Genomic DNA, 26927 nt, shown 5'->3' on the forward strand with positions numbered 1-26927 from the left:
ACCCCGCCGACCGCTCCACACGGTGCACGCAACCGTGTTTCGGACCCCTCGGCGACTGCCGGCCGCCCGTCAGTTTCCGTCAGGCCGCATCAGCACCGAGCAGCACCTTGCCGCGATTGGCCCGCCGCTCCAGATGCCGGTGGGCGTCCGCCGCCCGGTCCAACGGGAAGACGGCGTCGATGTCGACGGTGAACCGCCCGGCCGCCACCGCGGACAGCAATTCGGCGAGGTCAGGCCGCGGGTCGTACCCGTGCTCGATGAGGGCGTTGATCTGGAAGCCGAAGATCCGGCCGTTCTTCGGGTAGAAGTCCCTGGTGTCGACGGTGCTCGGGGCGAGCGCCACGTTCGCCATCGCGACCACCCGGCCGCCGTAGCCGGTCACCCGCAGAGCGTCGGCGAAGACCGGCCCGCCGACGAGATCGAGGACGGCGTCAACCCCCTTGCCGCCCGTCAATTCGGCGACCTGGGAGGTCAGGGTGTCGCCGGTCGCGGTCGAGCTGTCCAGGACGTGCTGCGCTCCGAGTTCGGAGACCCAGGCGACCTTCTCGGCCGATCCGGCGGTGGCGATGACGGTCGTCCCGGCGTCCAGGGCGATCCGGACGGCGGCACTCCCGACCCCGCTGGCCGCCGCGGGGACGAAGACGACCTCACCGGCGCGGATCTCCGCCAGCCGGTGCAGGCAGTACCAGGCCGACAACCAGGCGGTCGGCAACGCAGCGGCCGCCCGCAGGTCGACGGCATCGGGGATCGCCACGACCTTGCGGGCGATGACGACCGCGCGGTCGGCGTAGAAACCGGGGGCATTCGTCTCGCCCAGCGCGACCACCCGTTGGCCGACCGCAATGTCGCCGACGTCCGAACCGACCGCGAGCACGGTGCCCGCGGCCTCCACCCCGAGGATCAGCGGGGGCTGCCCGGCCCGGTGGTAGCGGCCGGTTCGGACCAGGATGTCCGCCCGGTTGACGCCGGCCGCCTCGACCGCGAGCACGACGTCCTGTGGTCCGGGCGCGGCATCCGGCAGTTCCCGGACCTGGAGGACCTCCGGGCCGCCGAACTGTTGGATCTGTATGGCCCGCATGCGATCTCCGTTTCCGCGACGCTCAGCCGCCTGTCGCCACCGGACGTCCCAGCGCGCACCACTGCGAGTATGAACCCGGGTACAGGGCGAGGTGGAGCCCGGCGAGCTCGCCGGCCAGGATCAGCTGGCAGGCCGTCACGCCGGACCCGCAGGACGCGGCGGCACGGTGCGGTCCCGCAGTGCTCGTCTCGGATCCGGTGATCCCGATCGCCGCGAACTCCTGGGCGATCTCCGGTGCTGGCCGGTACCTGCCGTCCGGGCCGAGCAGCCCGGTCACCGGGAGGTTCACCGATCCGGGGATGTGGCCCGCGACCGGGTCCACCGGCTCCACCTCACCGCGGAAACGCTCGGCCGCTCTGGCGTCGACCAGCACGCCGTCGCCCGACGTCGCCAGATCCGCCGCGTCATCCACCTCGACCACCGGCATGCCGCCGGGCGCCACAGTGATCGATCCCGGCGCCGGCGCCCGACCGTCGCCGACCTCCACCGGCCGGGCGGGGTCCGCGGTCCAGGCCGGCAGGCCACCGTCGAGGACGCTCACCGTCCGCAGCCCCGACCAGCGCAGCAGCCACCACGCGCGGGCGGCGGCCAGCCCGTTTCCGCCGTCATAGGCGACGACCGTCGAGCCGTCGCTGATCCCGGCGGCCCGCCAGACCCGCTGCAGATCGGCCGGCTCGGGCAGCGGGTGCCGGCCACCCGCGCCGGGAGGGCCGGCGAGCTCTCGATCCAGGTCTACGAAGACCGCACCGGGAAGGTGCGCACGGCGGTAGGCGTCCCGGTCGCTGCCGGCCAGCGTCCACCGGACATCGAGCAGCAATGGACGACGCGCCGGGCCATCCGGGGCCGGGTCGCGCCCTCCGGCGAGCCGGGCGGCCAGCTCGTCGGCGGAGATCAGCGGGTTCGTGTCGGACATCCTGCGCATTCTCCGGTGCCCCCTCCGGTTCGGGCAGGGCGGCTCCGGCGGAGCGGTCCCCGGGCGCCCGCCCGGTAGTATCAGCATGGCCGAGAAGGGGACCGCCAGCGTGAACGACCTGATCGATACGACCGAGATGTACCTGCGTACGATCTTCGAACTCGAAGAGGAAGGCATCGTCCCGCTCCGGGCCCGCATCGCCGAGCGGCTGAATCAGAGTGGCCCGACAGTCAGCCAGACCGTCGCCCGGATGCAGCGGGACGGCCTGCTTGTCGTCTCCGACGACCGCCACCTCGAACTGACCGACCTGGGACGCGACCGCGCCATCTCCGTCATGCGCAAGCACCGGCTCGCCGAGCGACTGCTGCTCGACGTCATCGGGCTCGAATGGCAGGACGTGCACGTCGAGGCGTGCCGCTGGGAACACGTGATGAGCGAACAGGTCGAGCAGCGGCTGATCGCCCTCCTCGGGCACCCGCAGACCTCGCCGTACGGCAACCCGATTCCCGGCCTCGACCACCTGGGCGACCCGGCGCAGGGTGTCCAGGAAACCCACCTTGATCTGATCGGTGCCGATGTGGCCGCCGGCCGGGGTGGCCGGTACGAGGTGCGCCGCATCATCGAGATCGTCCAGAACCAGCCCACCGTGATGGACCGGCTGCACCGCGGCGGCGTGGTTCCCGGTGCGGTGCTCGAGTTCTCCGTTCGCGGCAACGCGATGGTCGCCCTGGACGGCACCCGCAGCACCGAGTTGACGGCCGACATCGCGCACGGCATCCACGTCCGCCCCGCCGCCTGACCTGGTTCGACGGGACTGAGATCAGCCGAAAAGGGACCTCCGACCGGGTCCGCTGAGGCATGATCATCCGGACAAACCGCGGGTGAGACGCGGGGACCCGTCGGCACTGCGGAGGTCGCGTGAACCCGGTGACCATTTCGACGCTCGTGGCGATACCCGCGGCCGCCGTGCTCGCGCCACTCCTGTCCGCGTCGCTCGCCCGCTTCGTCCGGATCCCGCTGGTCGTCTTCGAGATCGTGCTCGGCATCCTGATCGGCCCGTCGTTCATCGGCTGGGTGGAGCCCACCGAGTTCACCAACCAGTTGGCGGATCTGGGCCTGGCGATGTTGTTCTTCCTGGCCGGCAACGAGATCGACTTCCGCCGGATCAAGGGACGGCCGCTGAACCGTTCGATCCTCGGCTGGGTGATCTCGCTGGTAGTCGGTGTGGCCGTCGGTGTCCTGCTGGCGCCGACCGCGGCTGCCGGGGTCTTCATCGGTGTCGCCCTGACCAGCACGGCGCTGGGCACCCTGATGCCGATCCTGCGGGACGCCGGAGAGCTCCAGACGCCCTTCGGCGGCGCTGTGATCGCCATCGGCGCGGTAGGCGAGTTCGGTCCGCTGATCGCGATCTCGCTGTTCCTGTCCGGGCGTGATCCCGGCATCGCAGCCGTCGTCCTGATCGGATTCGTCGGCGTGACGGCCGTCGCGATCTACCTCGCCGGCCGCGGCGCGCATCCCCGCCTGCAGGCCCTCATCACGGCCAGCCTGCGGACCAGCGGACAGTTCGCGGTCCGGCTGGTGATCCTGTTGATGCTCAGTCTGGTGGCCCTGAGCATCTACCTCGACCTGGACATGCTGCTCGGCGCCTTCGCCGCCGGGGTGATCACCAAGCTGCTGCTCTCGGGTGCGACGCCGGCCGACGCCGAGATCGTCGACGCCAAGCTCGAGGCCGTCGGCTTCGGCTTCCTGGTGCCGGTGTTCTTCATCAACACGGGGGTGACGTTCGACCTCGACGCGTTGCTGGCGAGCACCTCGGCGCTGCTGTTGCTGCCGGTGTTCGTCATCCTGCTGCTGGTCATCCGCGGTGTGTCGGGACTGCTGACGGCCCCGCGGGGTTCGGCTGCCGCGGACAAGCGCGCCATCGTCCTGTTCACCGCCACCGGGCTACCGATCATCGTCGCGGTGACCGCGATCGGGGTGGACAGCGGCGACCTGGCCGCGGCCACCGCCGCCTCACTGGTCGGGGCGGGAATGCTGTCCGTGCTGCTGTTCCCGCTGTTAGGCCTCGGCCAGCATCGGAAGGCGCCGGACGGCGCCGTCAAGCCGCCGGACCTGGACGACAGCGTGGTCGAAGAGGGCTGAGCACGTTGGTGCTGGCTCGTCGGAGCTGCGGGTCCGTACCCTCGGAATGTGACCTCGGCCCACCCCATCGCGGCCCACCCCGTCGCCGCCCAGGCGATCGCCGCCACCCCGATCGCCGCCACCCCGATCGCCGCCACCCCGATCGCCGCCACTCCGCGCACCGGCTGCCCCAGTGCACCGCTCGGATCTGCCGGCCGGGCGGCCGAACTGCTCGCCGGCAAGCGGATCGTCGCGCTGACCGGGGCCGGCCTGAGCACCGATTCCGGGATTCCCGACTACCGCGGTCCGGACAGTCCACCCCGCTCGCCGATGACGTACCAGGAGTTCGTCTCCGGTCCGCGGGCACAGCAGAGGTATTGGGCGCGCAGCCATCTCGGCTGGCAGCGGATGGGGACGGCCCGCCCCAACCCCGGCCACCGGGCAGTCGCGACACTGCAGCGCTGCGGTGCCGTCGGCACGGTGATCACCCAGAACGTCGACGGCCTGCACGGCGAGGCGGGCGCCCGGCCCGTCATCGACCTGCACGGCCGGATCGACGAGGTGCTGTGTCTGGGCTGCCGGGAGATCAGTCCCCGGGTGGAGCTGCATGAACGCCTCACCGAGCTCAACCCGGACTTCGGCCGGCAGGTCGACGTCGGCACCGCACCCGACGGCGACGTCGACCTGGAGGACACCGGCGACTTTCGGCTCGCGGACTGCCGGAGCTGTCGCGGGGTGCTGAAACCCCATGTGGTGTTCTTCGGCGAGAACGTCCCCCGCGACCGGGTGGAGGTTGCCTTCGGGACCGTCGACGATGCGGAGGCGATGCTCGTCGCCGGCTCCTCGCTGACAGTCATGTCCGGCCTGCGGTTCGTCCGGCACGCCGCCCGCCGCGGCATCCCGATCGTGATCGTCAACCGCGGCGTCACGCGTGGGGATCCGCTTGCGACCGTCCGGGTGGATGCCGGTTGTTCCGAGACGCTGGCCGCGTTGGCGGATCGGCTGACCTGACCGCGCGCCGTTCGCGTCCCGCGCGCCGGTTGCGTTGATCATGCAGCCCGGCACGCGACTCGCCGACGACACGCGCGAGAAGCCGTGCTGGGCCGCATGATCACCACCGGTTCGAGGCCTCAGCGCGCGGGGTCCGCCAGGTAGATACGCCGGTACTCCTTCGCGAAAGCCCGGCGGCCCAGCACCTTCCAGGCGGCCCGGGCCGGCAACGGCAGGCGACCCAGAAACGCCCGATTCAGTTCGGGCGGGTTCGCATCCAGCAGGAAGCCCAGGAAGACCAGTTGCCGCTCCTTGGGCATGGAGCCCCGCGCGCGCTCCCCCACCGCCTCCCACTCGGGCACCGTCATGACCCGCTCCACCAGCGGCAGGATCTCGGCCTCCTCCTCCTGCAGATGGACGCCGAGCACCTCGACCAGGTCCGCGACGGTATCGGCGAGTTCGGCGCGGTGGACCGGGTCGGCGGCCGCGGCGAAATCCGCGGCGAGGCCGGCGGCCCGCTGGTAGAGCTCGCCGATCCGCTCGTGCTGCTCCTCCATCCGCAGGATCATCACGCTGTCCATCGGCGCCCGCTCCAGCAGCAGCGGCCACATCAACTCGTCCTCTGCCTCATGGTGGTGGTGGAGACCTTTGACGAGTTCGTCGAGAAACTCGACGACGGTGCCCGCACGCTGCACGTCACCATCGGGCACGTTCCGGATGAGGTCGGGTAGCGCGCCGAGATGCCGGCGAAAGCTGTTGTGGGCGAACACCATCTCCCAGGTGTCCGGGCGTGCCGTGCCGATCGCGAACGTCATGAGGTCCTCCTCGAGTGAACGGGCGGATTCCCGGCGGGTGTGCTGGTGTCCGATGCCGATACCGTCGCCGACCTCGCTGACGAGGCACTTGCAAAAGACTTGAGGCTCTGCCCGATTCGGGCGATACGCTCTGCGGTCATGCTGCGGTTGACCGTTCTCGGCGCACTTGGGGCGACCCTGTCCGCCGGTGACGGCGACCCCATGTCGGCCAATTCCGTGCTTGCGGGCCCCGCGTCGGCGAGCCCCGTGCCAGCGAGCCCCGTGCCAGCGAGCCCCGCGCCGGCCGACCCCGTGCCCGCCGACCTCGGCGGACCCCGTCAACGCAGCGTGCTCGCGCTGCTGCTCGTCGCCCGTGGCCAGGTGGTCTCGGTGGACCGGTTGGTCGAGGATCTGTGGCAGGGCGAGGCGCCGCCACAGGCGATCGGCGCCCTGCAGGCTTACGTCTCGCATCTGCGCCGGGCGCTCGAGCCGGACCGGGCGCCGCGGACGCCGGCGACCGTGCTGGTCAGCGAACCGCCCGGCTACGCGATCCGGGTGCCCACCAACGCGGTGGACGCCTGGCGGTTCGAGGCGTTGGTGCGCAGCGCGGCGGAGCAGCCCGGGACGGCCAGCGAGCGGGAACTGCTGGACGAGGCGCTGGCCCTGTGGCGCGGGGACGCGTTCGGGGAGTTCGCCGCCGAGCCCTGGGCGGAGCCGGAGGCAGCTCGGCTCGAAGGACTTCGTGTCGTCGCCACCGAGCGTTGGTGTGAGGCGGTTCTGCGCTCCGGCGACGCCCACGAAGCGGTGATGGCCGCCGAGGAACTGACCAGGGCCCACCCGCTGCGGGAGGAGGGCTGGCGGCTGCTGGCCATGGGGCTGTATGCCGGCGGTCGGCAGGCGGACGCCCTGCAGGCACTCCGGCGCGCCAGGGCTCGGCTGGCCGAGGAGTTGGGCGTCGACCCCGGTCCCGCGTTGCTGAAGGTCGAGGCCGACGTGCTCGCTCAGCGCCTGGTCCTTCCGGAGCGACATCGGACGCGCTCACCGGCCGACCGGCCAGCTCTCGTCGACGGCGGCGGCCCAAAGGCTCCGGCGCCCAGCGCGACGCGGCCAGGGCCGGCCGATGATCGCGACCGCGTCGAGTTCGTCGGCCGGGACACCGAACTCAACACTCTGCACTCGGTGGCCGCCGAGGCGATCGAGAAATCCGAGAGCCGGGTGGTGCTGCTCGCCGGCGAACCAGGGGCCGGCAAGTCACGGTTGGCGGATCGGTTCGGCCGGGAGCTGGCCGCCGACCGATGGCGGGTGATCGTCGGTCGGTGCCCGGAGTCGGCCGGTGCGCCGCCGGCCTGGCCATGGGTGGAAGCCCTTCGCCATCTGGCGGCGGACGTCGATCCCGGTGGGTTGACGGCCGCGCTGGCGCCGCTGCTGGACGAGGGAGCGGCGCCCCGTGAGGCGGACGCATCGTTCGGACGGTTCCTGTTGAGCCGAGCGGTCACCAGCTACGTGTCGACGGCATCCCACGGACAGCCGCTGGCGGTGCTGCTGGACGACCTGCACCGCGCCGACTCCGAGACGCTCGCCCTGGTGGAAGCGGTGGCATCCAGCGCGACCGGGCCGCTTCTGCTCGTCGCCGCCTACCGGCCCGCGGACGCGCCGGCCCAACTCGGGGACACCCTTGCCCGTCTCGCCGCTCTGTCGCCGACCCGTCTCTCGCTCGGCGGTTTCGATCCGGCGCAGGCCGCCCGGCTGGTTCGCGCGGTGGTCGGCGTCCAACCGGACCCGGCGACACTGTCCGCACTGATCGACCGCACCGGCGGCAACCCCTTCTACCTGACGGAGAGCGCCCGGCTGCTCGGCAGCGAGGGTGACCTGGTTGCCCGGTCGAAGGTCCCCGAAGGCGTCCGGGATGTGTTGCGGCGCAGGTTCGCCCGCCTCCCCGAGGTCAGTGTGTCGGTGTTGCGGCTGGCCGCAGTCGTCGGCCGGGACGTCGACATCGACGTCCTGGTTCGCGCGGCGGAGGCAGACGAGGAGACCGTGCTCGATGCCCTGGAGGCCGGTGTGCTCGCGGGGCTGCTCACCGAGCCGGCGCCGGGTGCGGTCCGGTTCGCCCACGTCCTGGTGCGGGACACGCTCTACGACGATGCGCCCCGATTGCGCCGCAGCCGCTGGCATGCCCGCGTCGGCGCGGCGCTGGCGGAGCTGCATCCCGAGGAGTTCGCGGCGCTGGCCCACCACTTCCACCAGGCCGGGACGACCGCCACGGCGCGACCGGCGGTCGACGCCGCGGTGCGGGCCGCCGATCAGGCGGTGTCCCGCTACGCCCATGAGACCGCCGCGTCGCTGTACGCGCAGGCGCTGGCCGACCTGGACCGTGTCCCGACAGCGGATGGCGGCAGCGACGAGGTCGGCGAACGGGTGGAAATCCTTGCCCGGCTCAACCTTTCGCAGATCGCCGGTGGTGACTCGATGGCTGCGCCAGAATCCCGCCGGGAGGCGATCCGGCTCGCCGACCGGGACGGACGACCGGCTCTGCTGGTTCGGGTGCTCACGGCGTGGGACCTGCCGACGCCGTGGATCGTCCGCCGTTACGGCATGGTCGACACCGAGATCACGACGCTGATCGAGCGGGCCCTGAGCTGGTCGGAGACCGACGTCGTGGACGACGTCGTGCGGTGCAAGCTGCTGTGCGCGCTGGTCGCCGAAATCAGTGGCGAGCAGGTTGACCGGGCTGTGGCCGCAGCACGGGAGGCCGAGCAGATCGCCAGGGGTTTGGGCGAACCCGTGCTGATCGGTCTTGCGCTGCATGCCCGGAGCTGGGTGACCGCGGCCGACGAGAACCCCGACCACAGGCGGCTGCTCGGCGCGGAACTGCAAGAGATCGGAGAGCATCCGGGGCTGGCCGTGTTCGCCCTTCTCGGCCATCACATGGAACTTCAGTATCGCGCCGTCGTGCTCGACGTCGATGGGATATCACAGGAGATCGAACAGCTCGACGCCATCGTCCGTCGGTATCACTGGCGGCAGGCCGAGTCCGCGGTGCAGATCCACCGTGCTTTCCTTGCCCACCTGACCGGTCGGCTGGAGGAGGCCGAAAGCGGCTACCTCAGAGCCCATGAATTGTTCCGTTCCAGCGGCGCCCTGGACGCCGATGGCATCACCGCACTCGCCCTGCTGACGGTGCGCCTCACCCAGCAGCGGGAAGGCGAGCTGGCAACCGTCGTCGGCGGTGTCGACACGGCCACCGACATGGTCGCCGACCTACGGGCCCTGCCGCTCAGCGCGGTCGGGCGAACAGCCGAAGCGCGAGAGCTCCGACTGCGAATCCGGCCCGTTCGAGACGACTTCTTCCGGTGCCTCGTGCTGACGATGCGGGCGATGATCGCCGTGCGACTGGCCGATCCGGTCGAAGGCGAATCGGTGTACCAGGGGTTGTTGACCTACCGGGGCCAGGTGGGCGGGGCCGGTACCGGGTCGTTCACCGTCGGACCGGTCGACACCGCGCTCGGTGACCTGGCGGCGATGCTGGGACGACCCGCCCAGGCACGGGAGCATTTTGCCGTCGCGCTCGACGTCGCGCGGCGATGTGGGAACCAGGCCTGGATCGATCGGGCGGGCCTGCGGTTGGCCGAGTTGGCCGATGACAGCGGGTTGTCAGCGCGTCGATAGTTTGCGCAACGCTCGTCACCGCAGTATCGCCGAATCCAGATGGCGATATTCGCCGCTTTCCGGTCCCACGAACGTCGATTCTCGCCATCTCGAATCGCGCATCGAGATCCCGCCGTCGGTGTCGCCGGGCTGCAGGTGGACGGCAAGTGCGCGACAAGGGCTTGTCAAGGGGACCGCGGGATTCTCCTCGCGAACGACCGATGCCCATCCGGGCGGTCGGCGCATCCGAGGAGGACCGATGAGTGGATTGCTGTACCGGATCGGGCGCGCAGCCGCCGCCCGACCATGGCGCGTCATCGGGGGCTGGCTGGCGGTCTTGGCCATTGCCCTCACGCTGTCGATGACGCTGGGCGGCGAGCCCCGCGATGACTACCGGGTCGCCGGTTCGCCCGCGCAGGCGGGCAGCGACTTCCTGGACGCCAATTTCCAGGGAGCCTACGGTGCCGACGCCAGGGTGCTGGTGCGCAGCGACACCGGCGCACTGCCAACCTCGGACATCGAGGCGCTGAGCGGTCGACTGTCGACGCTGCCGCACGTCACCGTGGTGGAACCCATGCGGCTGTCGGCCGACGCGGACACGGCGCTGGTAGGCGTGCGCTACGACGTCCCGGTCACCTCGTTCAAGGGCTCGGAGGCCGTTGACGCACTGACTGCCGCGACACAGCCCCTGCAGGACAGCGGTTTTCGGGTCGGGCTGGGCGGGCAGGTACCGGAGAACTTCGCTCCGCCGGGTGGTGTCGCCGAGCTCGTCGGGATCGTCGTGGCGCTGGTCATCCTGGTGATCGCCTTCGGATCCGTCATCGCCGCCGGTCTGCCGCTCGCGGTGGCGCTGGTCGGACTGGGCATCGGAACGTCGCTGATCGCGTTGCTGGCTGCCGTCACCGAGGTCAGCACCACCGCGCCGACAGTCGCGACGATGGTCGGCATCGGGGTCGGCATCGACTACGCGCTGCTACTGGTCACCCGTTACGTTGAGGGCCTGCGACGCGGCCTGCCGGTGACCGAGGCCGCGGCGAGAGCCAATGCCACCGCGGGTGTCTCGGTGCTGTTCGCGGGGATCACCGTCCTGGTGTCGCTGCTCGGCCTGCGGTTGGCCGACCTGCCGTCGTACACGTCAATGGGGGTGGCCACGCTGCTGGTGGTGGTATCCGTCATGGCGACATCGGTGACGCTGGTACCGGCGCTCTGCGGGCTCGTCGGAACCCGGGCGCTGCGGCGGTCCGAGCGTCGTCGGCTGACCGCTTCCGGGGTGTCCGTGCCCGTGCCTGGAGCGATCGACGCGCCCTCGGCCACATCCACCGTGACGGCCCGGTGGGCCGAGCGGATCGGCCGACGACCGTGGCCGTGGGCCCTGGCCGCTTTGAGTCTGCTGATCCTGCTCGCCGCACCGGTTCTCGGTCTGCGCACCTGGCCGCAGGACGCCGGCAGCCGACCCGAGTCGAACACCACCCGGGTGGCGTACGACCTCGTGGCGCAGGAGTTCGGTCCCGGGGCGAACGGCCCGTTCGTGCTGGCCGTGGATCTGAGCCGGGTGCCGGCCACCGAGTTGACGGGACTGGTGGGCCAGATCCGCGGTGATGCCGGGGTCGCCGGCGTCACGCCGCCGGTGATCAATCAGGCGGGCACCGGCGCCGTTCTTGTCGTGCAACCCACCACCGGGCCTCAGGACCAGGCGACCACCGTTCTCCTGCAGCGACTGCGGAGCGAGTTGCCGGACGGCGTGATGATCACCGGGCTCACTCCCACGCTGGCCGACATCGCGGAACGACTGGCGGATCGGCTGTGGGTGGTGATCGCCTTCGTCGTCGGCGTCTCCGTGCTGCTGATGGCCGCGGTGTTCCGCTCGGTCGTCGTCCCGCTCAAAGCCGCTGTGCTGAACCTGCTGTCGGTCGCCGCGGCCTACGGCGTGATGGTCGTGGTCTTCCAATGGGGCTGGGGCGCCGAACTTCTCGGGTTGCCGCATGCCGGACCGGTGTCGAGCTGGGTTCCGATCCTGATGTTCGCCATCCTGTTCGGGCTTTCCATGGACTACCAGGTGTTCCTGCTGTCCAGGATCCGCGAGGACTACCTGGCCACCGGGGATCCTCGGCGCAGCGTCGTGCGGGGCTGGCCTCCACCGGCCGGGTCATCACCAGCGCGGCCGCCATCATGGTCGCGGTGTTCATCGGCTTCGCCCTGGACGCCGACCCGACGGTCAAGATGATGGGCGTCGGAATGGCGGTCGCCGTGCTAATCGATGCCACCGTCGTCCGGATGGTGCTGGTGCCCGCCACCATGACCCTGCTGGGCCGCGCCAACTGGTGGCTGCCGTCCTGGCTGGACCGGATCCTGCCGCGGCTCGACGTGGACGGGCACGAACCGCCGACGCCCGAGCCGGCGCACGAGCGGGTTCCGGCGGCCGCCGGCGCGGCGCGCTGACCCGTCCCGCCCCTCCCCCGCGCGGCCCCCCCGCAGATCCTCCCCCGCGCGGACCCTCCCCCCGATGATCATGCGGCCCAGCACCCGACTCGCCGACGACACGCGCGAGAAGCTGTGCTGGGCCGCATGATCAACTTCTGCGGAGGCAGCCGCGCTAGGGTGGCCGTGCAGCTGGTTCGGCCGGTGCACCGGGAACGGTGAGCCGGTCGAGGCAAGAGGGAACCCGGTGGAAATCCGGGACTGCCCCGCAGCGGTGAGTGGGAACGACAGCCGTCATCAGCACTGGACGCATCACAGGTCCGGGAAGCGACGGCCGGTAGGTGGTCGGCATTAGTGCCGGCCGTGCCCGCGAGTCCGAAGACCTGCCGGCCGCCCGTCCCGTGACCACGGGGCGGTGGCATCCGACCTCGTGGGTGGGTCCTCGCCGGTGCTCGTCCCGCGGTGTGCTGCCCGGAACCTGCCCGTCGCGCTCCCCTCTCGTCGTCACCCGAGAACTCGCGAAGGAGAGTTCCATGACCGAATCCGCTTCCCCCGACCGCCGTCACCGGCCGGTCGCCACGGTGTACGGCTACCCACGGCAGGGCGCCGACCGGGACCTGAAGAAGGCGATCGAGTCGTACTGGGCCGGTCGGAGCACCGCCGACGAACTGCTCGGCGCTGCGGCTGACCTTCGCCGCCGGCGGCGGGCCGAACTGCGCGACGGCGGTCTGGACGAACTGCCGGGCAACGACTTCTCGTTCTACGACCACGTGCTGGACACCGCATGGATGCTCGGGGCCATCCCGGCCAGGCACCGCTCGGCGGTGCCCGCGGTGGACTCCGTCCAGGGACGGCTGGATCGCTATTTCGCCATGGCGCGCGGCACCGCGGATGCGGCTCCGCTGGAGATGACGAAGTGGTTCGACACCAACTACCACTACCTGGTTCCGGAGCTCGGTCCGGAGACGGAGTTCGTGCTCGATCCGGCCAAGCCGTTGGTCGACTTGGCGGAGGCAGCGGAGGATGATGCCACCACCCGGCCGGTGATCGTCGGGCCGGTGACGTTCCTGCTGCTGTCCAAGCCGGAACCCGGCGCGCCGCAGGACTTCTCGCCGCTCGGCGCGCTGGACCGGGTCCTGCCGCTGTACGTGGAACTGCTGCGGCTGCTCCGCGCGGCAGGGGCGGACTGGGTCCAGTTGGACGAGCCCGCGCTCGTCCTCGACCAACCTCGAGCGGTGCTGGACGCGGTCGAACATGCCTACCGGGAGCTGACCCGATCCGCGGACCGGCCGAAGATCCTGGTGGCGTCCTACTTCGACCGGCTCGGCGACGCACTACCGGTGCTCGCCCGCTCTGATGTCGAAGGTCTCGCGATGGACTTCACCGGACGAGCCGCCGCCAATCTCCCGGCGCTGGCGGCAATCGGCGGATTGCCTGGCAAACGACTGGTGGCTGGGGTCGTCGACGGGCGGAACATCTGGCGCACCGACCTCGCCGGTGCACTCGGAACGCTCGGCACCCTGCTCGGCCTGGCCGGCACGGTGGACGTCGCGGCGTCGTGCTCGCTGCTGCACGTGCCGGTCGACCTGGCCGCCGAACGCGGCCTCGACCCGCAGGTGGCCCGCTGGTTCGCCTTCGCGCGGCAGAAGCTCGTGGAGCTCAGTGTGCTGGCCCGTGGGCTGGCCGACGGCCGGGACGCGATCGCGGGTGAGCTGCGGGTGAACATGGCCGGTCTCGAATCGCGCTCCCACTCGGCCATCGTCCGCAACGAATCGGTGCGGTCCCGCGTCGCGGCGGTCACCGACACGGACCTCGCACGGCAGAGTCCCTACCCCGCACGCCATCTCGCTCAGGCCGGCCGGCTCGCGCTACCCGAGCTCCCGACGACGACGATCGGTTCCTTCCCGCAGACCAGCCAGCTGCGCCAGGCAAGGGCCGCGCTGCGGGCCGGTCGACTCGACCAGGATGGCTACCGGTCGGCGATGCGCGATGAGATCAGGTCCGTGATCAGAACCCAGGAGTCCCTGGGCCTGGACGTGCTGGTGCACGGCGAGCCGGAACGCAACGACATGGTCCAGTACTTCGCCGAGCAGCTGACCGGATTCCTCGCGACCGACCACGGCTGGGTGCAGTCCTATGGCACCCGCTATGTCCGGCCGCCGATCATCGTCGGTGACGTCGAGCGTCCGCAGCCGATGACGGTCGAGTGGGCGAAATACGCGCAGAGCCTGACCGACCGACCGCTCAAGGGGATGCTCACCGGACCGGTGACGATGCTCGCCTGGTCGTTCGTCCGCGACGACCAGCCGCTGGCCGACACCGCCACCCAGGTGGCACTGGCCCTGCGCGACGAGGTCATCGACCTGGAGAGCGCCGGAATCGCGGTGATCCAGGTCGACGAACCCGCGCTGCGCGAGACATTGCCGTTGCGCAGCGCCGACCGGCCCGCGTACCTCGAGTGGGCGACCAGGGCGTTCCGGCTGGCGACCGCGGCGGTACGGGACGACACCCAGGTCCACACCCACATGTGCTACGCCGAATTCGGCGAGATACTGCCGGCCATCATCGAGATGGATGCCGACGTCATCAGTCTCGAGGCGGCCCGCTCGGACATGACGATCACCGCTGACCTCAGCAGTGCCGGCTACCCGAACGAGGTCGGGCCAGGGGTGTGGGACATCCACTCGCAACGGGTGCCGTCGGAGCGCGAGATCGAGGACCGGTTGCGTGCCGCTGTGTCGAGGTTCCCCGCCGAGCGGCTGTGGGTGAACCCGGACTGCGGGCTCAAGACCCGTGGGTACCCCGAGACGCTGGCCAGCCTGACGAACCTGGTTGCCGCGGCGGGCCGGGTGCGCACCGGCCGCTGACCGAGCTGCGGGTCCGGACGGCCCGATGATCATGCGGCCCAGCACACGACTCGCCGATGACACGCGCGAGAAGCTGTGCTGGGCCGCATGATCATCGCGTGCATCAGATGCACTCATGTGTAGCATCAGATGCATGCGAACCACCATCGACATCGACCCGGTTGTGTTCGCGGAACTGAAGCGGCGTCAGGCGGTCGAGCGCAAGACCCTGGGGGCTCTGGTGTCGGAATTGCTTGCCGCAGCGCTGGCGGAGTCGGTGCCCCGGGATCGGAGTGCCCTGAGCTGGCCCGAGGCCGCGCTCGGCGCCAGGATCGACATCGACGACAAGAACGCGCTGTGGGCCGCATTGGACGACGCCTGATGTCGAGCACGGTCGACGCCAACGTGCTCGTCTATGCCTCGAACACCGAGGCGCCGGAGCATCCGCGGGCGCGGGATCTCGTCAACACCCTGCTGGCCGGACCGGGGCTGTCCACCCTGTTCTGGCCAGTGCTGCTGTCCTACCTGCGGATCGTCACGCATCCGCGCATCTTCGCCACGCCGATGAGTCCTGAATCGGCAGGTCGAGGAATCGAGGCGCTGCTGGCGTCACCCAGCATCCGGGTGGTCGGTGAGGGCGACCAATTCTGGCCGACCTACCGGTCCCTGCGCATCGGCGCACCGATCGCGGGCAACGACGTTCCCGACGCTGCCATCGTGGCGATGATGGCGGCACACGGCGTCGCGACGATCTACACCCGCGACCGCGGCTTCCGTCGGTTCGACGGCATCCGCGTCATCGACCCGTTCGCCTGACCAGATCCGCGGTGATCATGGGGCCCAGCAAGCGGGCGTCAGGCGCGGGCCACCGTCACACCCACCGAGCCGTCGGCGGACGGCGCGCGGGTCACCGATAGCGCCAGCGTCTCCGCTTTGACCGTGTCCAGCCGCTCCTCGACGGCCGCCCACAGCTCGTCCGGCACGGCCAGCGTCAGCTCCATCCGGTCCGAGACGTCGAGCCCCGCGTCCTTGCGGGCCTGCTGGACCTGGCGGAGCAGGTCGTTTACCGCGCCCTGGGCCAGCAGGTCGTCGTCGAGAACCGTGTCCAGCACGACGAACCCGCCGGACCGGAGCAGCCCGACCGCGTCGGACGACGATCCGGCGGCGACCAGTTCCAGCTCGTACTCGCCGTCCGCGAGCGGCACGCCTCCGCAGACCACCGAGCCGTCATCCGCCACCGTCCAGTCGCCCGCCTTGGACGCCTTGATCACCTTCTGCACGTCACGGCCCAGCCGGGGACCGGCGGCACGCGCGTTGACCGACAGCCGGCGGGATACCCGCTCGTCGTGGTCGGCCAGCTCTGTGAGCTCCACAGACCGGACGTTGACCTCGTCGGACACCAGGGACACGAAGGGCCGCAAGCGGTCCGCGTTCCGGGTGGCCACGGTCAGCGACGCGAGCGGTTGCCGCACCCGGAGGCCGGCGGTTTTGCGCACCGACAGCGCCACCGAGGCCACTTCCCGGATCTCGTCCATCGCGGCCACCAGATCCGCGTCGGCGGGCAGGGTGTCGGGCGCAGGCCAATCGGCCAGGTGCACCGACCGGTCCCCCGTCAGCCCGCGCCAGATCACCTCGGTGGTCAGCGGCAGCAACGGCGCCAGCACCCGGCTGAGCACCTCCAGCACGGTGTGCAGGGTGTCGATCGCATCCCCGTCGCCGTCCCAGAACCGTTGCCGGGAACGGCGGATGTACCAGTTGGTCAGGCCCTCCAGGTACAGCCGCACCGACGCGCAGGCACCGGCGATGTCGTACACATCCAGCGCCGCCGTGACGTCCGAGGCCAGTTCGGCGGTCTTGGACAGCACGTAGCGGTCCAGCACGTCGGCCGAGTCCGTGCGCCAGACCCCCACCCGATCCGATGCGCCCGCATAGAGCGCGAGGAAGTACCAGGCGTTCCACAGCGGCAGCACGGCCTGCCGGACACTCTCCCGGATGCCGGCCTCGGTGACGATGAGGTCGGCCCCGCGCAGGATCGGCGAGGACATCAGGAACCAGCGCATCGCGTCGGATCCGTCGCGCTCGAAGACCTGCCCGACGTCGGGGTAGTTCCGACGGGACTTGGACATCTTCTGCCCGTCGTCGCCCAGCACGATGCCGTGCGCCATGCAGGTGTTGAACGCCCGCCGGTCGAACAGCGCGGTCGCCAGCACGTGCATCGTGTAGAACCAGCCGCGGGTCTGCCCGTTGTATTCGACGATGAAGTCGCCGGGGTAGTGGTCCTCGAACCACTCCGCGTTCTCGAACGGGTAGTGCACCTGCGCATACGGCATCGAGCCCGACTCGAACCAGCAGTCCAGCACCTCCGGCACCCGGCGCATGTGCGAGCGCCCGGTCGGATCGTCCGGGTTGGGCCGGGTCAGCTCGTCGATGAAGGGCCGGTGCAAATCGTCCGGGCGGACCCCGAAGTCGCGTTCCAGCTCGTCCAGCGAGCCGTACACATCGACCCGCGGGTACGCCGGATCGTCCGAGGTCCACACCGGGATCGGTGAGCCCCAGAACCGGTTCCGGGAGATCGACCAGTCCCGGGCACCTTCCAGCCACTTCCCGAACTGGCCGTCCTTGATGTGCGCGGGCACCCAGGTGATGTCCTTGTTCAGCTCGATCATCCGGTCCCGGAACTGCGTCACGGCGACGAACCAGGACGAGACCGCGCGCTGGATCAGCGGGGTGTCGCATCGCCAGCAGTGCGGGTACGGGTGCTCGTAGCTGTCCCTGCGGAGCAGCAGCCCGTCCTCCTTGAGGTCCGCGATGATCGGCACGTTCGCGTCGAACACGTGCATTCCCTCGTACGGCGGCACCAGCGAGGTGAACTTGCCCTGCCCGTCGACCGGGTTGACGACCTCGATGCCGGCGGCGTCGGTGACGGCCTTGTCCTCCTCACCGAAGGCCGGTGCGATGTGCACGACGCCGGTGCCGTCCTCGGTGGTGACGTAGTCGGCGGCGAGGATCTGGTGCGCCCGCTCCCTGCCCACGAAGAAGTCGAAGGGCGGGGTGTACCTGGTGCCCACCAGTTGCGCGCCGGTGAAGGTCGCCAGCACCTCGGGATCCTCGCCGAGTTCACGGGCGTAGCCGCCGACCCGGGCGGCAGCGAGCAGGTACCGGCCGGCGAACGGACCGGACGACTCCACCACGACGTAGTCGACGTCGGGATTGACCGCGGCGGCCAGGTTGGACGGCAGCGTCCACGGCGTCGTCGTCCAGACCAGCGCGTTGACGCCGTCCAGCAGTGGATCGGCGGAGCGCAACCGCAGTGACACCGTCACGGCCGGGTCCTGCCGGGACCGGTAGGTGTCGTCCATCTTGGTTTCGGTGGAGGACAGCGGGGTTTCGCAGCGGGTGCAGTACCAGAGCACCCGGTAGCCCTCGTAGATCAGGCCCTTGTCCCACAGGGTCTTGAAGGCCCACATCACGGACTCCATGTAGTCCGTGTCGAGGGTCTTGTAGTCGTGCTCGAAGTCCACCCAGCGGGCCTGCCGGGTGACGTACTCCTCCCATTCGTGGGTGTACCGGAGCACCGAGTTCCGGCACGCGTCGTTGAACGCCTCGATGCCGTACGCGACGATCTCCGACTTGTGCTTGATGCCCAGCTGCCGCTCGGCCTCGACCTCGGCCGGCAGACCGTGGGTGTCCCAGCCGAACCGGCGCTCGACGCGTCGGCCGCGCATCGTCTGGTACCGCGGCACGACGTCCTTGACGTAGCCGGTCAGCAGGTGGCCGTAGTGCGGCAGGCCATTGGCAAACGGCGGCCCGTCGTAAAAGACGTACTCATTGGACCCGTTGTCACCGGCCGGCCGCTGCTCGACGGACGCGACGAAGGTGCGGTCCTTCTCCCAGAACGCCAACACCTCGCGCTCGAGCGAGGGGAAATCCGGGTGCCCGGTGACCGTGTCGCTCCCCGCCCGGGGGTACCCGCCGGTGGCGGAGGCAGCGGTCGTTGTGCCGGTGGTCGACAGGTTGTCGGTGGTCTCGCTCACGGGTACTCCTCGTCGCTGCAGTCACGTGCCCTGCAGGGACGAGATGCGACCGGTGTCGGCCGTCTCCCGCGGTACCACCCCGCTTGCCGGTGCCACCGATGGTGGCTCCGACCGCTCTTCGTCCGGCTGTGACGGGCCGGTCCCGTTCGGTTCTAGTGAGGACCCCGGCTGCCCGGTGGTCCCGTTCTTCCGAATGGCTCGCCGGTGATGGCCGGGTCGTCGCCACGTGCTTGCACAAGCGTAACGTCCGGCGGAACCGATTTCGTCCCGCCGGACGGATCTCGCTTACTCCCCCGGGCTGGTCAGCACCGGGGCGGCCTGCTCCTTGGTGCTCTCGCCGTCCAGTTGAGCCAGCTGCTCGCTGATCCAGGACTTCAACCGCCCGCGGTACTCCCGCTCGTAGCTGCGCAGATCGGCGATCTTCTTCTCCAGCCCGACACGTTCGCCGGCGAGCTTGCCGAGCACCTCGTCGTAACGGGCCTTCGCCTCGGCGTCGAGCGCTTCCGCCTTGGTCCGGCTCTCCCGCTCGGCGGCCTCGGCCCTGGTGGTGGCGTCACTGAGCAGCGCCTCGGACTGCGACTTCGCGTCCGCCAGCACCTTCTCGGACTCGGTGCGGGCCTCCTCGGTCAGCTTGTCGGCGGTCTCCTGCGCGAGCGCGAGCAACCTGGCGGCCTGGGTGTGGCCGCTACCGGCGGGGGCGGCCTCGGCGGGGGCCTTTTCCAGCTTGGGCGCCGCGGCGCTGGCGGCGGCTGCCCCCTCGCCGGACTTGAGGGCGTTGTTCTCCTCGATGAGCCTGCTCAGCTCCGCCTCGACGACGTCGAGGAAGGCGTCGACCTCGTCCTCGTCATATCCTCGCTTGCCGATCGAGGGCTTCTTGAACGCGACGTTGTGCACGTCGGCTGGGGTGAGCGGCATTGACAACTCCTCATTGGATCTTCACTCAGTACAACTGCATCCGGACGTCCGGACCCACGGCATCTTAGAGCGCCGCGACGGCAAGCCGGGCGACGACCTCCATGAGGACGTAGACCAGGATCAGCAGGACGACGATGCTGAGGTCGAAGCCGACGCCGCCGAGTTTGACGGTCGGGATGATCTTCCGGAACAGCTTGACCGGCGGGTCGGTGCTCGAATAGAGCAGTTCCATGGCCACAGCGGGAGTGCCCGCAGGGCGCCAGGTCCGGGCGAACACCCTCACGAACTCGATCACGATCCTGCCCAGCAGCGCCAGCCGGAACAGCCAGAGCAGCAGGTAGACCACCTGCCAGAGAATATTCACCACTCCACTTTTACCTGATCGGCGGACGGTCGGGAACCACCATCCGTTTGCGATCGTCCCGGGAAGCCGACAACGCGCAGCACCGTGGGGTGCTGCGCGTTGTCAGAGAACGAGGTCAGCGACCGACGCGGGCGTTGGCGTAGGCAGCGCGCTCACGACCGGCCGGCTCGGCGAACCCGCCCTGGAAGCCGGCGTGAGCGGGCTCATAGGACGGCATGTCGGCCATGTCGGTGTCCGGCGGGAGCAGCATGAAGACCTTGGTGGTGACCTTGTCGATCGAGCCACGCAGCGCGAACGCGAGACCGGCGGCGAAATCGACGAGTCGACGCGCACCGGCGTCGTCCATGTCGGTCATGTCCAGGATCACCGGCTTGCCCTCTCGGAACTTCTCGCCGATCACCCTGGCCTCGCTGAAGCCGGTGAGCTTCACGGTGACCGGCCGGATCGCTCCGGTCGACTCGGCGTCGCGGCGCAGGTCCGGCCGCGGCTGAACGGCGAGCGCCCCGTGGGTCAACTGCTCGTCCTGATAACCGGTCGACATGGAGCGCGGTCCCTTCGGCTGGTACGGGTCATGGGGGCTGTCCGGGTGGCTGCCGTGCGGATCGCCGGCGTAGTCGTCATCGGCGTACTCGGCCGACCGCGGGTCCCGGGCGTAGTCGTCGCGATACCCGTCGGCGTCGTGGTACTCGTCGCCGTACTCGTCGCGACGCCCCTCGTCAGGGACGAGTCCGAGAAAGGCCCCCACCTTGCGCCATGATCCCATTGTCGTCCTGATCCTTCCGCCGTCATTCGCTACAAGCTCGTTCACTACAGGTCACGTGCGATGGCTCCCGCGCAAACACATGCCGTGCGAACCGTTTTCCACGCCTGACGGTCAGGCTATCGCCCGCCGTGGAGGCGACAGCGGTGCGACACACCCGGTTGGGTCACGGGTCTGCCGCGGTTCACGCCGTGCGCTGCACGCTGGGCGCTGCAGGGTCGGGCATCCAGATCAATCCTGCGAGCCGGCCGGTCGGTGCGCCGCGCCGATGGCTGAACAGGTCCTGATCTGTCGCGGTGCATCGCGGGTCGACAACCACTGCGGCGACACCGTTCTCGCGCAGTTGGGCGGCGAGCCCTGCGCGCAGGTCGAGCCCGGGCGTACCTCGCTCGGTGACGCAGGCGGAACCGGGTAACGCAGCGTCCACCTCATCCCTCATGTCGCGCGGCACCTCGTAGCAGGCGCCGCAGATCGCCGGCCCGAGCAGTACGTCGATCCGCTCCGGAGCGGCGCCGAGCGTGATCATCTGTTGCACCGCACGGACCGCGATCCCGTCCGCCGCGCCGCGCCGTCCGGCATGCACAGCGGCGATGACGCCGGCGACCGGATCGGCGGCGAGGATCGGCACGCAATCCGCGACCAGCACCGCCAGCCCGACACCGCGGTCTGCCGTGACGATCCCGTCGGTGTCCGGCAGCGGATCGGGGCCGGGACGCCCGTGCCGCAGCGTCACCGTGGTCACCGTGGCGCCGTGCACCTGACGCATCCAGACGATCCGGTCCGCCGGCAGCCCGGCGGCTGCGGCGAGCCGCTCCCGGTTTGCCGTCACCGCGGCTGGGTCGTCGCCGACCCCTCCGCCGAGGTTGAAGCTGTCGTACGGGGGCATCGACACGCCACCGCCCGCCTCATCACCGCTGCGGGTGGTCATCAGACGCCGAACGCCCGGAACACCCACTGTGGCAGGCGTTCCGGACGTCATGCGGTTCAAACTATCCGACCTTCGTGCGGCGTCAGCGCTTCATGAACGACGGCACATCGACGTCGTCATCGTCCAGGTCGGCCTGCCGCGGATTGCGCGCCGGGACACCCTGGTACGCCGGTGCCGACCCGTACTGGTTGACCGGTGCCTGCTGCTGGTACGCGGGAACCGGCGGACGGGGCGCGGGAGCGGGCGCCGCCGCGTACTGCGGCTGAGCGGGACGAGCGGCAGGCTGCTGCTGCGAGAAGCCGTTCGTCGCACCGTTGGTGCCACGTTCGGCGGCCGCACGGGCCCGCTGGTCGATGCTCGGCGGCAGCACCGACGGCGTGGAGTCGAACCCGGCGGCGATGACGGTCACCCGCACCTCGTCGCCCAGCGAGTCGTCGATGACGGTGCCGAAGATGATGTTCGCGTCCTCGTGTGCCGCTTCCTGGACCAGTGACGCCGCCTCGTTGATCTCGAACAGTCCGAGGTCCGAGCCACCGGCGATGGACAGCAGCACGCCGTGCGCGCCGTCCATCGATGCCTCGAGCAACGGCGAGTTGATGGCCTTCTGCGCGGCCTGGATCGCGCGTCCCTCGCCGCGGGCGGAACCGATGCCCATCAGGGCGGTGCCGGCGCCGGCCATCACGGACTTGACGTCCGCAAAGTCGACGTTGATCAGGCCAGGGGTGGTGATCAGGTCGGTGATGCCCTGGACACCGTTGAGCAGCACCTCGTCGGCGGACCGGAAGGCGTCCATCAGCGAGACACCGCTGTCGCCCAGTTGCAGCAGCCGGTCGTTCGGGATGACGATGAGGGTGTCGCACTCGTTGCGCAGTTCCTTGATGCCGCTCTCCGCCTGGCCGCCGCGGCGGCGACCTTCGAAGGCGAACGGCCGGGTGACGACACCGATGGTCAGTGCGCCCAGCTTGCGGGCGATCGAGGCGACCACCGGTGCGCCGCCGGTCCCGGTTCCACCGCCTTCCCCGGCGGTGACGAAGACCATGTCGGCACCCTTCAGCACCTCCTCGATCTCCTCGCGGTGATCCTCGGCGGCCTTCCGGCCGACGTCCGGGTTGGCCCCGGCACCGAGTCCGCGGGTCATCTCGCGGCCGACGTCGAGCTTGACGTCGGCGTCGCTCATCAGCAGGGCCTGTGCATCGGTGTTGATCGCGATGAACTCGACCCCACGCAGGCCGACCTCGATCATCCGGTTGATGGCGTTCACACCACCGCCGCCGATGCCGACGACCTTGATGACGGCCAGGTAGTTGTGCGGTGGCGTCATTCGCCTGAGCCTTTCTGCTCGATCCGGTCCTGCTGATCCGTGCGGAACCGCACGAATCTGTGGTCAACCGCCCGGCGTGTCGAAGTCTCAACCTCAACCGGACAGTTATAGTTATGTCAGGTAGTGCTGGGATTGAAAGTAGGTCGGGGTCTGCGCGACACCCCGCAGGCGCGCCGGTGTGGCGCGCAGTTTTGTTGCCATTTCGTCAGCCGCGCGCCGTCGGCACCGCGAGCGGCCGCCGCCCGCCGGCCCGCCGACAGATCGCGGCTCCGGCCGGGGGCGAATCACTGCTCGGTCTGGCCGTACCGGTTCCAATAGGTGAAGCGCTCGATCGGCAACCTGGACGCCGGCTTGAAGTCCGTCCCGATGGTGTAGGCCACTGGCAGCAGCGCGACCTGGGTGACGTTCGGTGGGATCCCGAGCAGCTCGCCGACCTCTCGCTCGTGGGCGAGATGCAGCGTTGTCCAGACGGAACCGAGACCACGAGAGCGCAGCGCCAGCGCAAAGCTCCACACGGCTGGCAGGATCGACCCGTAGTAACCGGCCTGACTCTCCCCCTCCGGCGGCCGGCCCTTCATGCACGGGATGACGTGCACCGGAACGCGGTGCAGGTTTTCCATCAGGTGGACCGACGATTGCGCCACGCGCCGCTGTGAGTCTGTCTTCGCCCGGGCCACCCCGGCGGCCAGATAGTCAGCGGCGCCCTTGCGGTAGTACTCGGCAACGCCCGAGCGAAGGTCCGGGTCGGTGACGACCATGAAGCGCCAGCCCTGGGCATTACCGCCGGTCGGCGCCTGTGCGGCGAGCCGCAGACACTCGGTGATCACGGCGGGCTCGACCGGGCGCTCCAGATCCAGCCGGCGGCGGACGGCGCGGGTGGTGGTCAGCACATGGTCGAAGTCCGGCACGGCGCTTCCTCTCTCGTCACACATTCGGCCGTCCTCATGTCGTGCGAGGCGGGCGTGACGCGGACCGTACCGCCCGGGCGCCGCCCACGTGCTGCGGCGTCGCACACCTCCACGGCCACTGCGGAACGTCGAGGTGCTCTATGCGACCCGACGTTCCGCGACCACCCCAACCCGCGCCCCGACCACCCCGACCCGCACCCGGCAGGATCCGAGCCGTGCCACCAGCGTGCAACCATCGGGGAGGACCCGACACCTGGAGCGGCAGATGAAGAACCTCTTGTGGGTCATCGCGGCAGTGCTCATCGTCCTCGGCGGGTTGTTCACCCTGCAGGGCCTGGGAATCGTCGGCGGCAGCGGGATGACCGGCGAGCGGACCTGGGCGGTGATCGGGCCCGTCATGGTCGTCATCGGACTCGGTCTCGGCCTGTTCGCGGCGCGCCGCGGCCGATCGACCTGACGCATGACGACAGGGAACCGAGCGCTGGGCGGGCGGTGACGAACCCGGCGCCGCACGAGCCGACCGCGGGGGACGATGAAGCCATGACACTGCCCGGCGGCATCGAGCACCGCGCGCTGCTGCGCCCACCGGCGCACCAGGTGTCGCCCAAGGCGGTCTGGTATTGGTTCAGCCGGGCACTGGCCGGCTGGCTGCTCCTGGTGGTCTTCGAGGTGATCGCCTGGGTGTTCGACTGGCCGATCCCGCCATGGCACGCCCAGGTGCTGGCCGCGACGGTGCTGCTGGCCGCCGTGCACCTCATCGTCATGCCCCGCTGGAGGTACCGGGTGCACCGCTGGGAGCTGACGGCCGACGCGGTCTACACCCGGACCGGCTGGCTCACCCAGGAATGGCGCATCGCCCCGGTCACCCGGATCCAGACGGTCGACACCGAGCGCGGGCCGATCGGCCGGATGTTCGGGCTGTCGAAGGTCACCGTGACGACCGCCTCGGCGGCCGGCCCGTTGGAGATCGACGGCCTCGACCAGCACATCGCCGAGCAGTTCGCCGCGGACGTCACCGCCGCCGCGCCGCTGTCCGGGGACGATGCGACGTGACGGACCCCCGGCTCGAGGATGCGGTGACCAACCCGCGGCTCGACAAGGCCGCGACCGATCACCCGGCGATCGATCACCCGGCACCCGATCACCCGGCACCCGATCACCCAGCACCCGACAACCCGGCCGTCACCACCGAGCAACCCTGGCGACGCCTCGCGCCGGGGATGCTGATTGTCGAACCGCTGCGGGAGATCATCAGGTTCATCCCCATGCTGCTCGTGCTGCTCTTCGTCGGCCGGGCGGGTGAATCCGGACCCCCCTGGGGGCTGATCGGGACGGCGGCGGTGGTCGCGCTCGGCATCAGCCGATGGCTCACCACGCGGTACCGCATCACCCCGACCGTCGTCGAAGTGAAAAGAGGCCTCATCCAGCGCAAGCACCTGACGGTCCCCCGCGACCGGGTGCGCACGGTGGATGTCAGCGCCCACCCGTTACAGCGCGTGCTGCGGCTGGTCAAGGTGCAGATCGGCACCGGCACGTCACATCAGGGCGCGCAGGAACTCGCCCTCGACGGGCTGCCGGCCGCGGCGGCCGGCCCGCTGCGTGCCGAGTTGCTGCACCGCGGGCACCCGGGCGCGGGCACCGCACCGGACACCGGGACAACGGAAGCAGGCCACCAGCCGAACGAGCAGCCGAACGACCGACCTCCGACCGAGCTCCAGAACGTGCAGCGGCAGAAGATCTTTCCTGCCCCACGGCAGCCGGACCCGGAGGAAACCGAACTCGCCCGGCTGAACCCGCGGTGGGTGCTGTACGCGCCGGCCACCCTGTCGGGCGTCATCACGGCCGCGTTCCTGATCGGTCTGGGTTGGCGCCTGCTCAACGAGGCCAGCCTCAACCCGACGCAGTTCGCCATCGTCCAGAACGCACTGGGCCACCTCCGGTCCACCCCGCTCTGGATCGACATCCTGCAGGGCGTCGCGGTTGTCGTGCTGGCCGTCACCCTACTCTCGCTGGCCGGTTATCTGCTGTCGTTCTGGGGATACCGATTGGTGCGGCACGCGCGGGGCACCCTTCAGGTCACCCGCGGACTGCTGACCACCAGGGCGACCAGCATCGAGGAACGCCGGCTGCACGGTGTCGAGCGCAGCGAGCCCCTGCTGCTGCGCGCCGTCGGCGGCGCCCGACTGCAGGCGATCGCAACCGGGCTGCGGGAACGCGGATCCGACCGGGTCAGGGCACTGCTCGTGCCGCCCGCTCCACTGCGGACGGTGTTGGGGGTGGAGGCAGCCGTGCTCGGTGCGGGAGCGGCGGAGGACCCACCGCTGCGGCAGCACGGTCCGGCCGCCCGGCGCCGTCGGTACACCAGGGCGCTGGGCGCGGCACTGGCGCTGGTCGTCGTCATCGGGCTGATCACCTGGCGGTTTGACACGTCGCCGTGGCTGGCGGTCGCTTCGCTGCTGGCGCTACCGGTCGCCGCGCTGCTCGCGGCAGACAGGTACCGCAACCTCGGCCATACGGTGTCCGGCAACGCGCTGATCAGCCGGTGGGGTTCACTGCTGCGGCGACGCGTCGTGCTCTCCGTCCCCGGCGTCATCGGCGTGACGATTCGGCAGTCGGTGTTCCAGCGGCGCAGTGGCCTGCTCACCGTGACCGCGACGACGGCGGCCGGATCGCAGCACTACGCGGTGACCGACGTGCCGGAGGGTGCGGGCGTTGACCTGCTCGCCGCCCTGCTGCCGGAGGCCGCCGCTGTCCTGCCGCCGCACATCAGGGGCCGAATCGTCGCCCAGGACAAGGCCGACGCCTAACAGATCCGCTCCCGCACAGCGACAAATCGCTCCCGGGATTATGGTCAGGCGGTGCGAAGGGGTGACAGGGAAATGACCACATCCG

General features: G+C 70.2%; 20 protein-coding genes, 1 pseudogene and 1 riboswitch. Of the genes and pseudogenes, 11 read left to right on the top strand and 10 right to left on the bottom strand.

Translation table 11 applies throughout. The annotated features are described in order from the left end of the window. Positions 1-79 precede the first annotated feature (79 nt). On the bottom strand, positions 80-1078 hold the full coding sequence (locus tag ACVBEQ_RS19115) for a quinone oxidoreductase family protein (RefSeq protein WP_447154890.1): 999 nt from the start codon (positions 1076-1078) through the stop codon (positions 80-82). A 22-nt stretch (positions 1079-1100) separates the two neighbouring features. Continuing rightward, positions 1101-1991 carry a sulfurtransferase gene (locus ACVBEQ_RS19120; RefSeq protein WP_447154891.1) on the bottom strand — a complete coding sequence of 297 codons (891 nt, stop codon included), beginning with the start codon at positions 1989-1991 and terminating at the stop codon, positions 1101-1103. A 109-nt stretch (positions 1992-2100) separates the two neighbouring features. On the opposite strand from ACVBEQ_RS19120, the gene ACVBEQ_RS19125 reads away from it, so the two are divergent. From ACVBEQ_RS19125 to ACVBEQ_RS19135, 3 genes are all read left to right on the top strand, one after another. Then, positions 2101-2790 (top strand): iron-dependent transcriptional repressor DtxR, encoded by a 690-nt coding sequence (locus tag ACVBEQ_RS19125; RefSeq protein WP_447154933.1) that lies wholly within the window; start codon positions 2101-2103, stop codon positions 2788-2790. A 128-nt stretch (positions 2791-2918) separates the two neighbouring features. Continuing rightward, entirely contained in the window at positions 2919-4133 is a 1215-nt protein-coding gene (locus ACVBEQ_RS19130) for a cation:proton antiporter (protein ID WP_447154892.1), read from the top strand. A gap of 141 nt (positions 4134-4274) precedes the next feature. Beyond that, positions 4275-5123: an NAD-dependent protein deacetylase gene (locus ACVBEQ_RS19135; RefSeq protein ID WP_447154934.1), complete on the top strand. Its 849-nt coding sequence runs from the start codon at positions 4275-4277 to the stop codon at positions 5121-5123. A 119-nt stretch (positions 5124-5242) separates the two neighbouring features. Here the strand turns inward: ACVBEQ_RS19135 and ACVBEQ_RS19140 are convergent, their stop codons facing one another. Beyond that, positions 5243-5917 (bottom strand): hemerythrin domain-containing protein, encoded by a 675-nt coding sequence (locus tag ACVBEQ_RS19140; protein WP_447154893.1) that lies wholly within the window; start codon positions 5915-5917, stop codon positions 5243-5245. A gap of 138 nt (positions 5918-6055) precedes the next feature. On the opposite strand from ACVBEQ_RS19140, the gene ACVBEQ_RS19145 reads away from it, so the two are divergent. From ACVBEQ_RS19145 to ACVBEQ_RS19165, 5 genes and pseudogenes are all read left to right on the top strand, one after another. Continuing rightward, positions 6056-9562: a BTAD domain-containing putative transcriptional regulator gene (locus ACVBEQ_RS19145; RefSeq protein WP_447154894.1), complete on the top strand. Its 3507-nt coding sequence runs from the start codon at positions 6056-6058 to the stop codon at positions 9560-9562. A 238-nt stretch (positions 9563-9800) separates the two neighbouring features. Further along, positions 9801-11980, top strand: a pseudogene (locus tag ACVBEQ_RS19150) (MMPL family transporter). 186 nt (positions 11981-12166) lie between these two features. Beyond that, positions 12167-12364: riboswitch (cobalamin riboswitch) on the top strand. 128 nt (positions 12365-12492) lie between these two features. Next, positions 12493-14826, top strand: a complete 2334-nt coding sequence (metE, locus tag ACVBEQ_RS19155) for a 5-methyltetrahydropteroyltriglutamate--homocysteine S-methyltransferase (protein WP_447154895.1) — start codon at positions 12493-12495, stop codon at positions 14824-14826. Between the two features lie 133 nt (positions 14827-14959). Further along, entirely contained in the window at positions 14960-15187 is a 228-nt protein-coding gene (locus tag ACVBEQ_RS19160) for an antitoxin (protein ID WP_447154896.1), read from the top strand. Continuing rightward, positions 15187-15621, top strand: a complete 435-nt coding sequence (locus ACVBEQ_RS19165) for a TA system VapC family ribonuclease toxin (protein ID WP_447154897.1) — start codon at positions 15187-15189, stop codon at positions 15619-15621. The genes ACVBEQ_RS19160 and ACVBEQ_RS19165 overlap by 1 nt, the downstream gene beginning before the upstream one ends. Positions 15622-15659: 38 nt before the next feature. On the opposite strand, the gene ileS is transcribed toward ACVBEQ_RS19165, so the two are convergent. The 7 genes from ileS to ACVBEQ_RS19200 form a co-directional block, all read right to left on the bottom strand. Continuing rightward, positions 15660-18818, bottom strand: a complete 3159-nt coding sequence (gene ileS, locus ACVBEQ_RS19170; protein WP_447154935.1) for an isoleucine--tRNA ligase — start codon at positions 18816-18818, stop codon at positions 15660-15662. Between the two features lie 306 nt (positions 18819-19124). After that, positions 19125-19754, bottom strand: coding sequence for a DivIVA domain-containing protein (locus tag ACVBEQ_RS19175; protein ID WP_447154898.1), 630 nt, complete (start codon positions 19752-19754; stop codon positions 19125-19127). 64 nt (positions 19755-19818) lie between these two features. Then, positions 19819-20118, bottom strand: coding sequence for a YggT family protein (locus tag ACVBEQ_RS19180; protein ID WP_447154899.1), 300 nt, complete (start codon positions 20116-20118; stop codon positions 19819-19821). Between the two features lie 115 nt (positions 20119-20233). Beyond that, positions 20234-20881: a cell division protein SepF gene (locus ACVBEQ_RS19185; RefSeq protein ID WP_447154900.1), complete on the bottom strand. Its 648-nt coding sequence runs from the start codon at positions 20879-20881 to the stop codon at positions 20234-20236. Between the two features lie 181 nt (positions 20882-21062). Continuing rightward, positions 21063-21806 (bottom strand): peptidoglycan editing factor PgeF, encoded by a 744-nt coding sequence (pgeF, locus tag ACVBEQ_RS19190; protein WP_447154901.1) that lies wholly within the window; start codon positions 21804-21806, stop codon positions 21063-21065. 82 nt (positions 21807-21888) lie between these two features. Next, on the bottom strand, positions 21889-23127 hold the full coding sequence (gene ftsZ / locus ACVBEQ_RS19195) for a cell division protein FtsZ (protein WP_447154902.1): 1239 nt from the start codon (positions 23125-23127) through the stop codon (positions 21889-21891). A 284-nt stretch (positions 23128-23411) separates the two neighbouring features. Beyond that, the gene (locus ACVBEQ_RS19200; RefSeq protein ID WP_447154903.1) at positions 23412-24059 is read right to left on the bottom strand and encodes a nitroreductase family protein; all 648 of its coding nucleotides are present in this window, start codon (positions 24057-24059) and stop codon (positions 23412-23414) included. A 241-nt stretch (positions 24060-24300) separates the two neighbouring features. Between ACVBEQ_RS19200 and ACVBEQ_RS19205 the strand changes: the two genes are divergently transcribed. The 3 genes from ACVBEQ_RS19205 to ACVBEQ_RS19215 all read left to right on the top strand — a co-directional run bounded on the left by ACVBEQ_RS19205 (position 24301) and on the right by ACVBEQ_RS19215 (position 26842). Next, the gene (locus ACVBEQ_RS19205; RefSeq protein ID WP_447154904.1) at positions 24301-24492 is read left to right on the top strand and encodes a hypothetical protein; all 192 of its coding nucleotides are present in this window, start codon (positions 24301-24303) and stop codon (positions 24490-24492) included. Positions 24493-24575: 83 nt separating this feature from the next. Beyond that, complete coding sequence (locus ACVBEQ_RS19210) at positions 24576-25088, top strand: PH domain-containing protein (protein ID WP_447154905.1); 513 nt, start codon at positions 24576-24578, stop codon at positions 25086-25088. Next, a complete protein-coding gene (locus ACVBEQ_RS19215; protein ID WP_447154906.1) occupies positions 25085-26842 on the top strand; it encodes a PH domain-containing protein in 1758 nt (585 codons plus the stop codon). Before ACVBEQ_RS19210 ends, ACVBEQ_RS19215 begins: the two co-directional genes overlap by 4 nt. Positions 26843-26927: the final 85 nt, after the last annotated feature.

The sequence above is a fragment of the Nakamurella sp. GG22 genome (genome assembly GCF_052976845.2).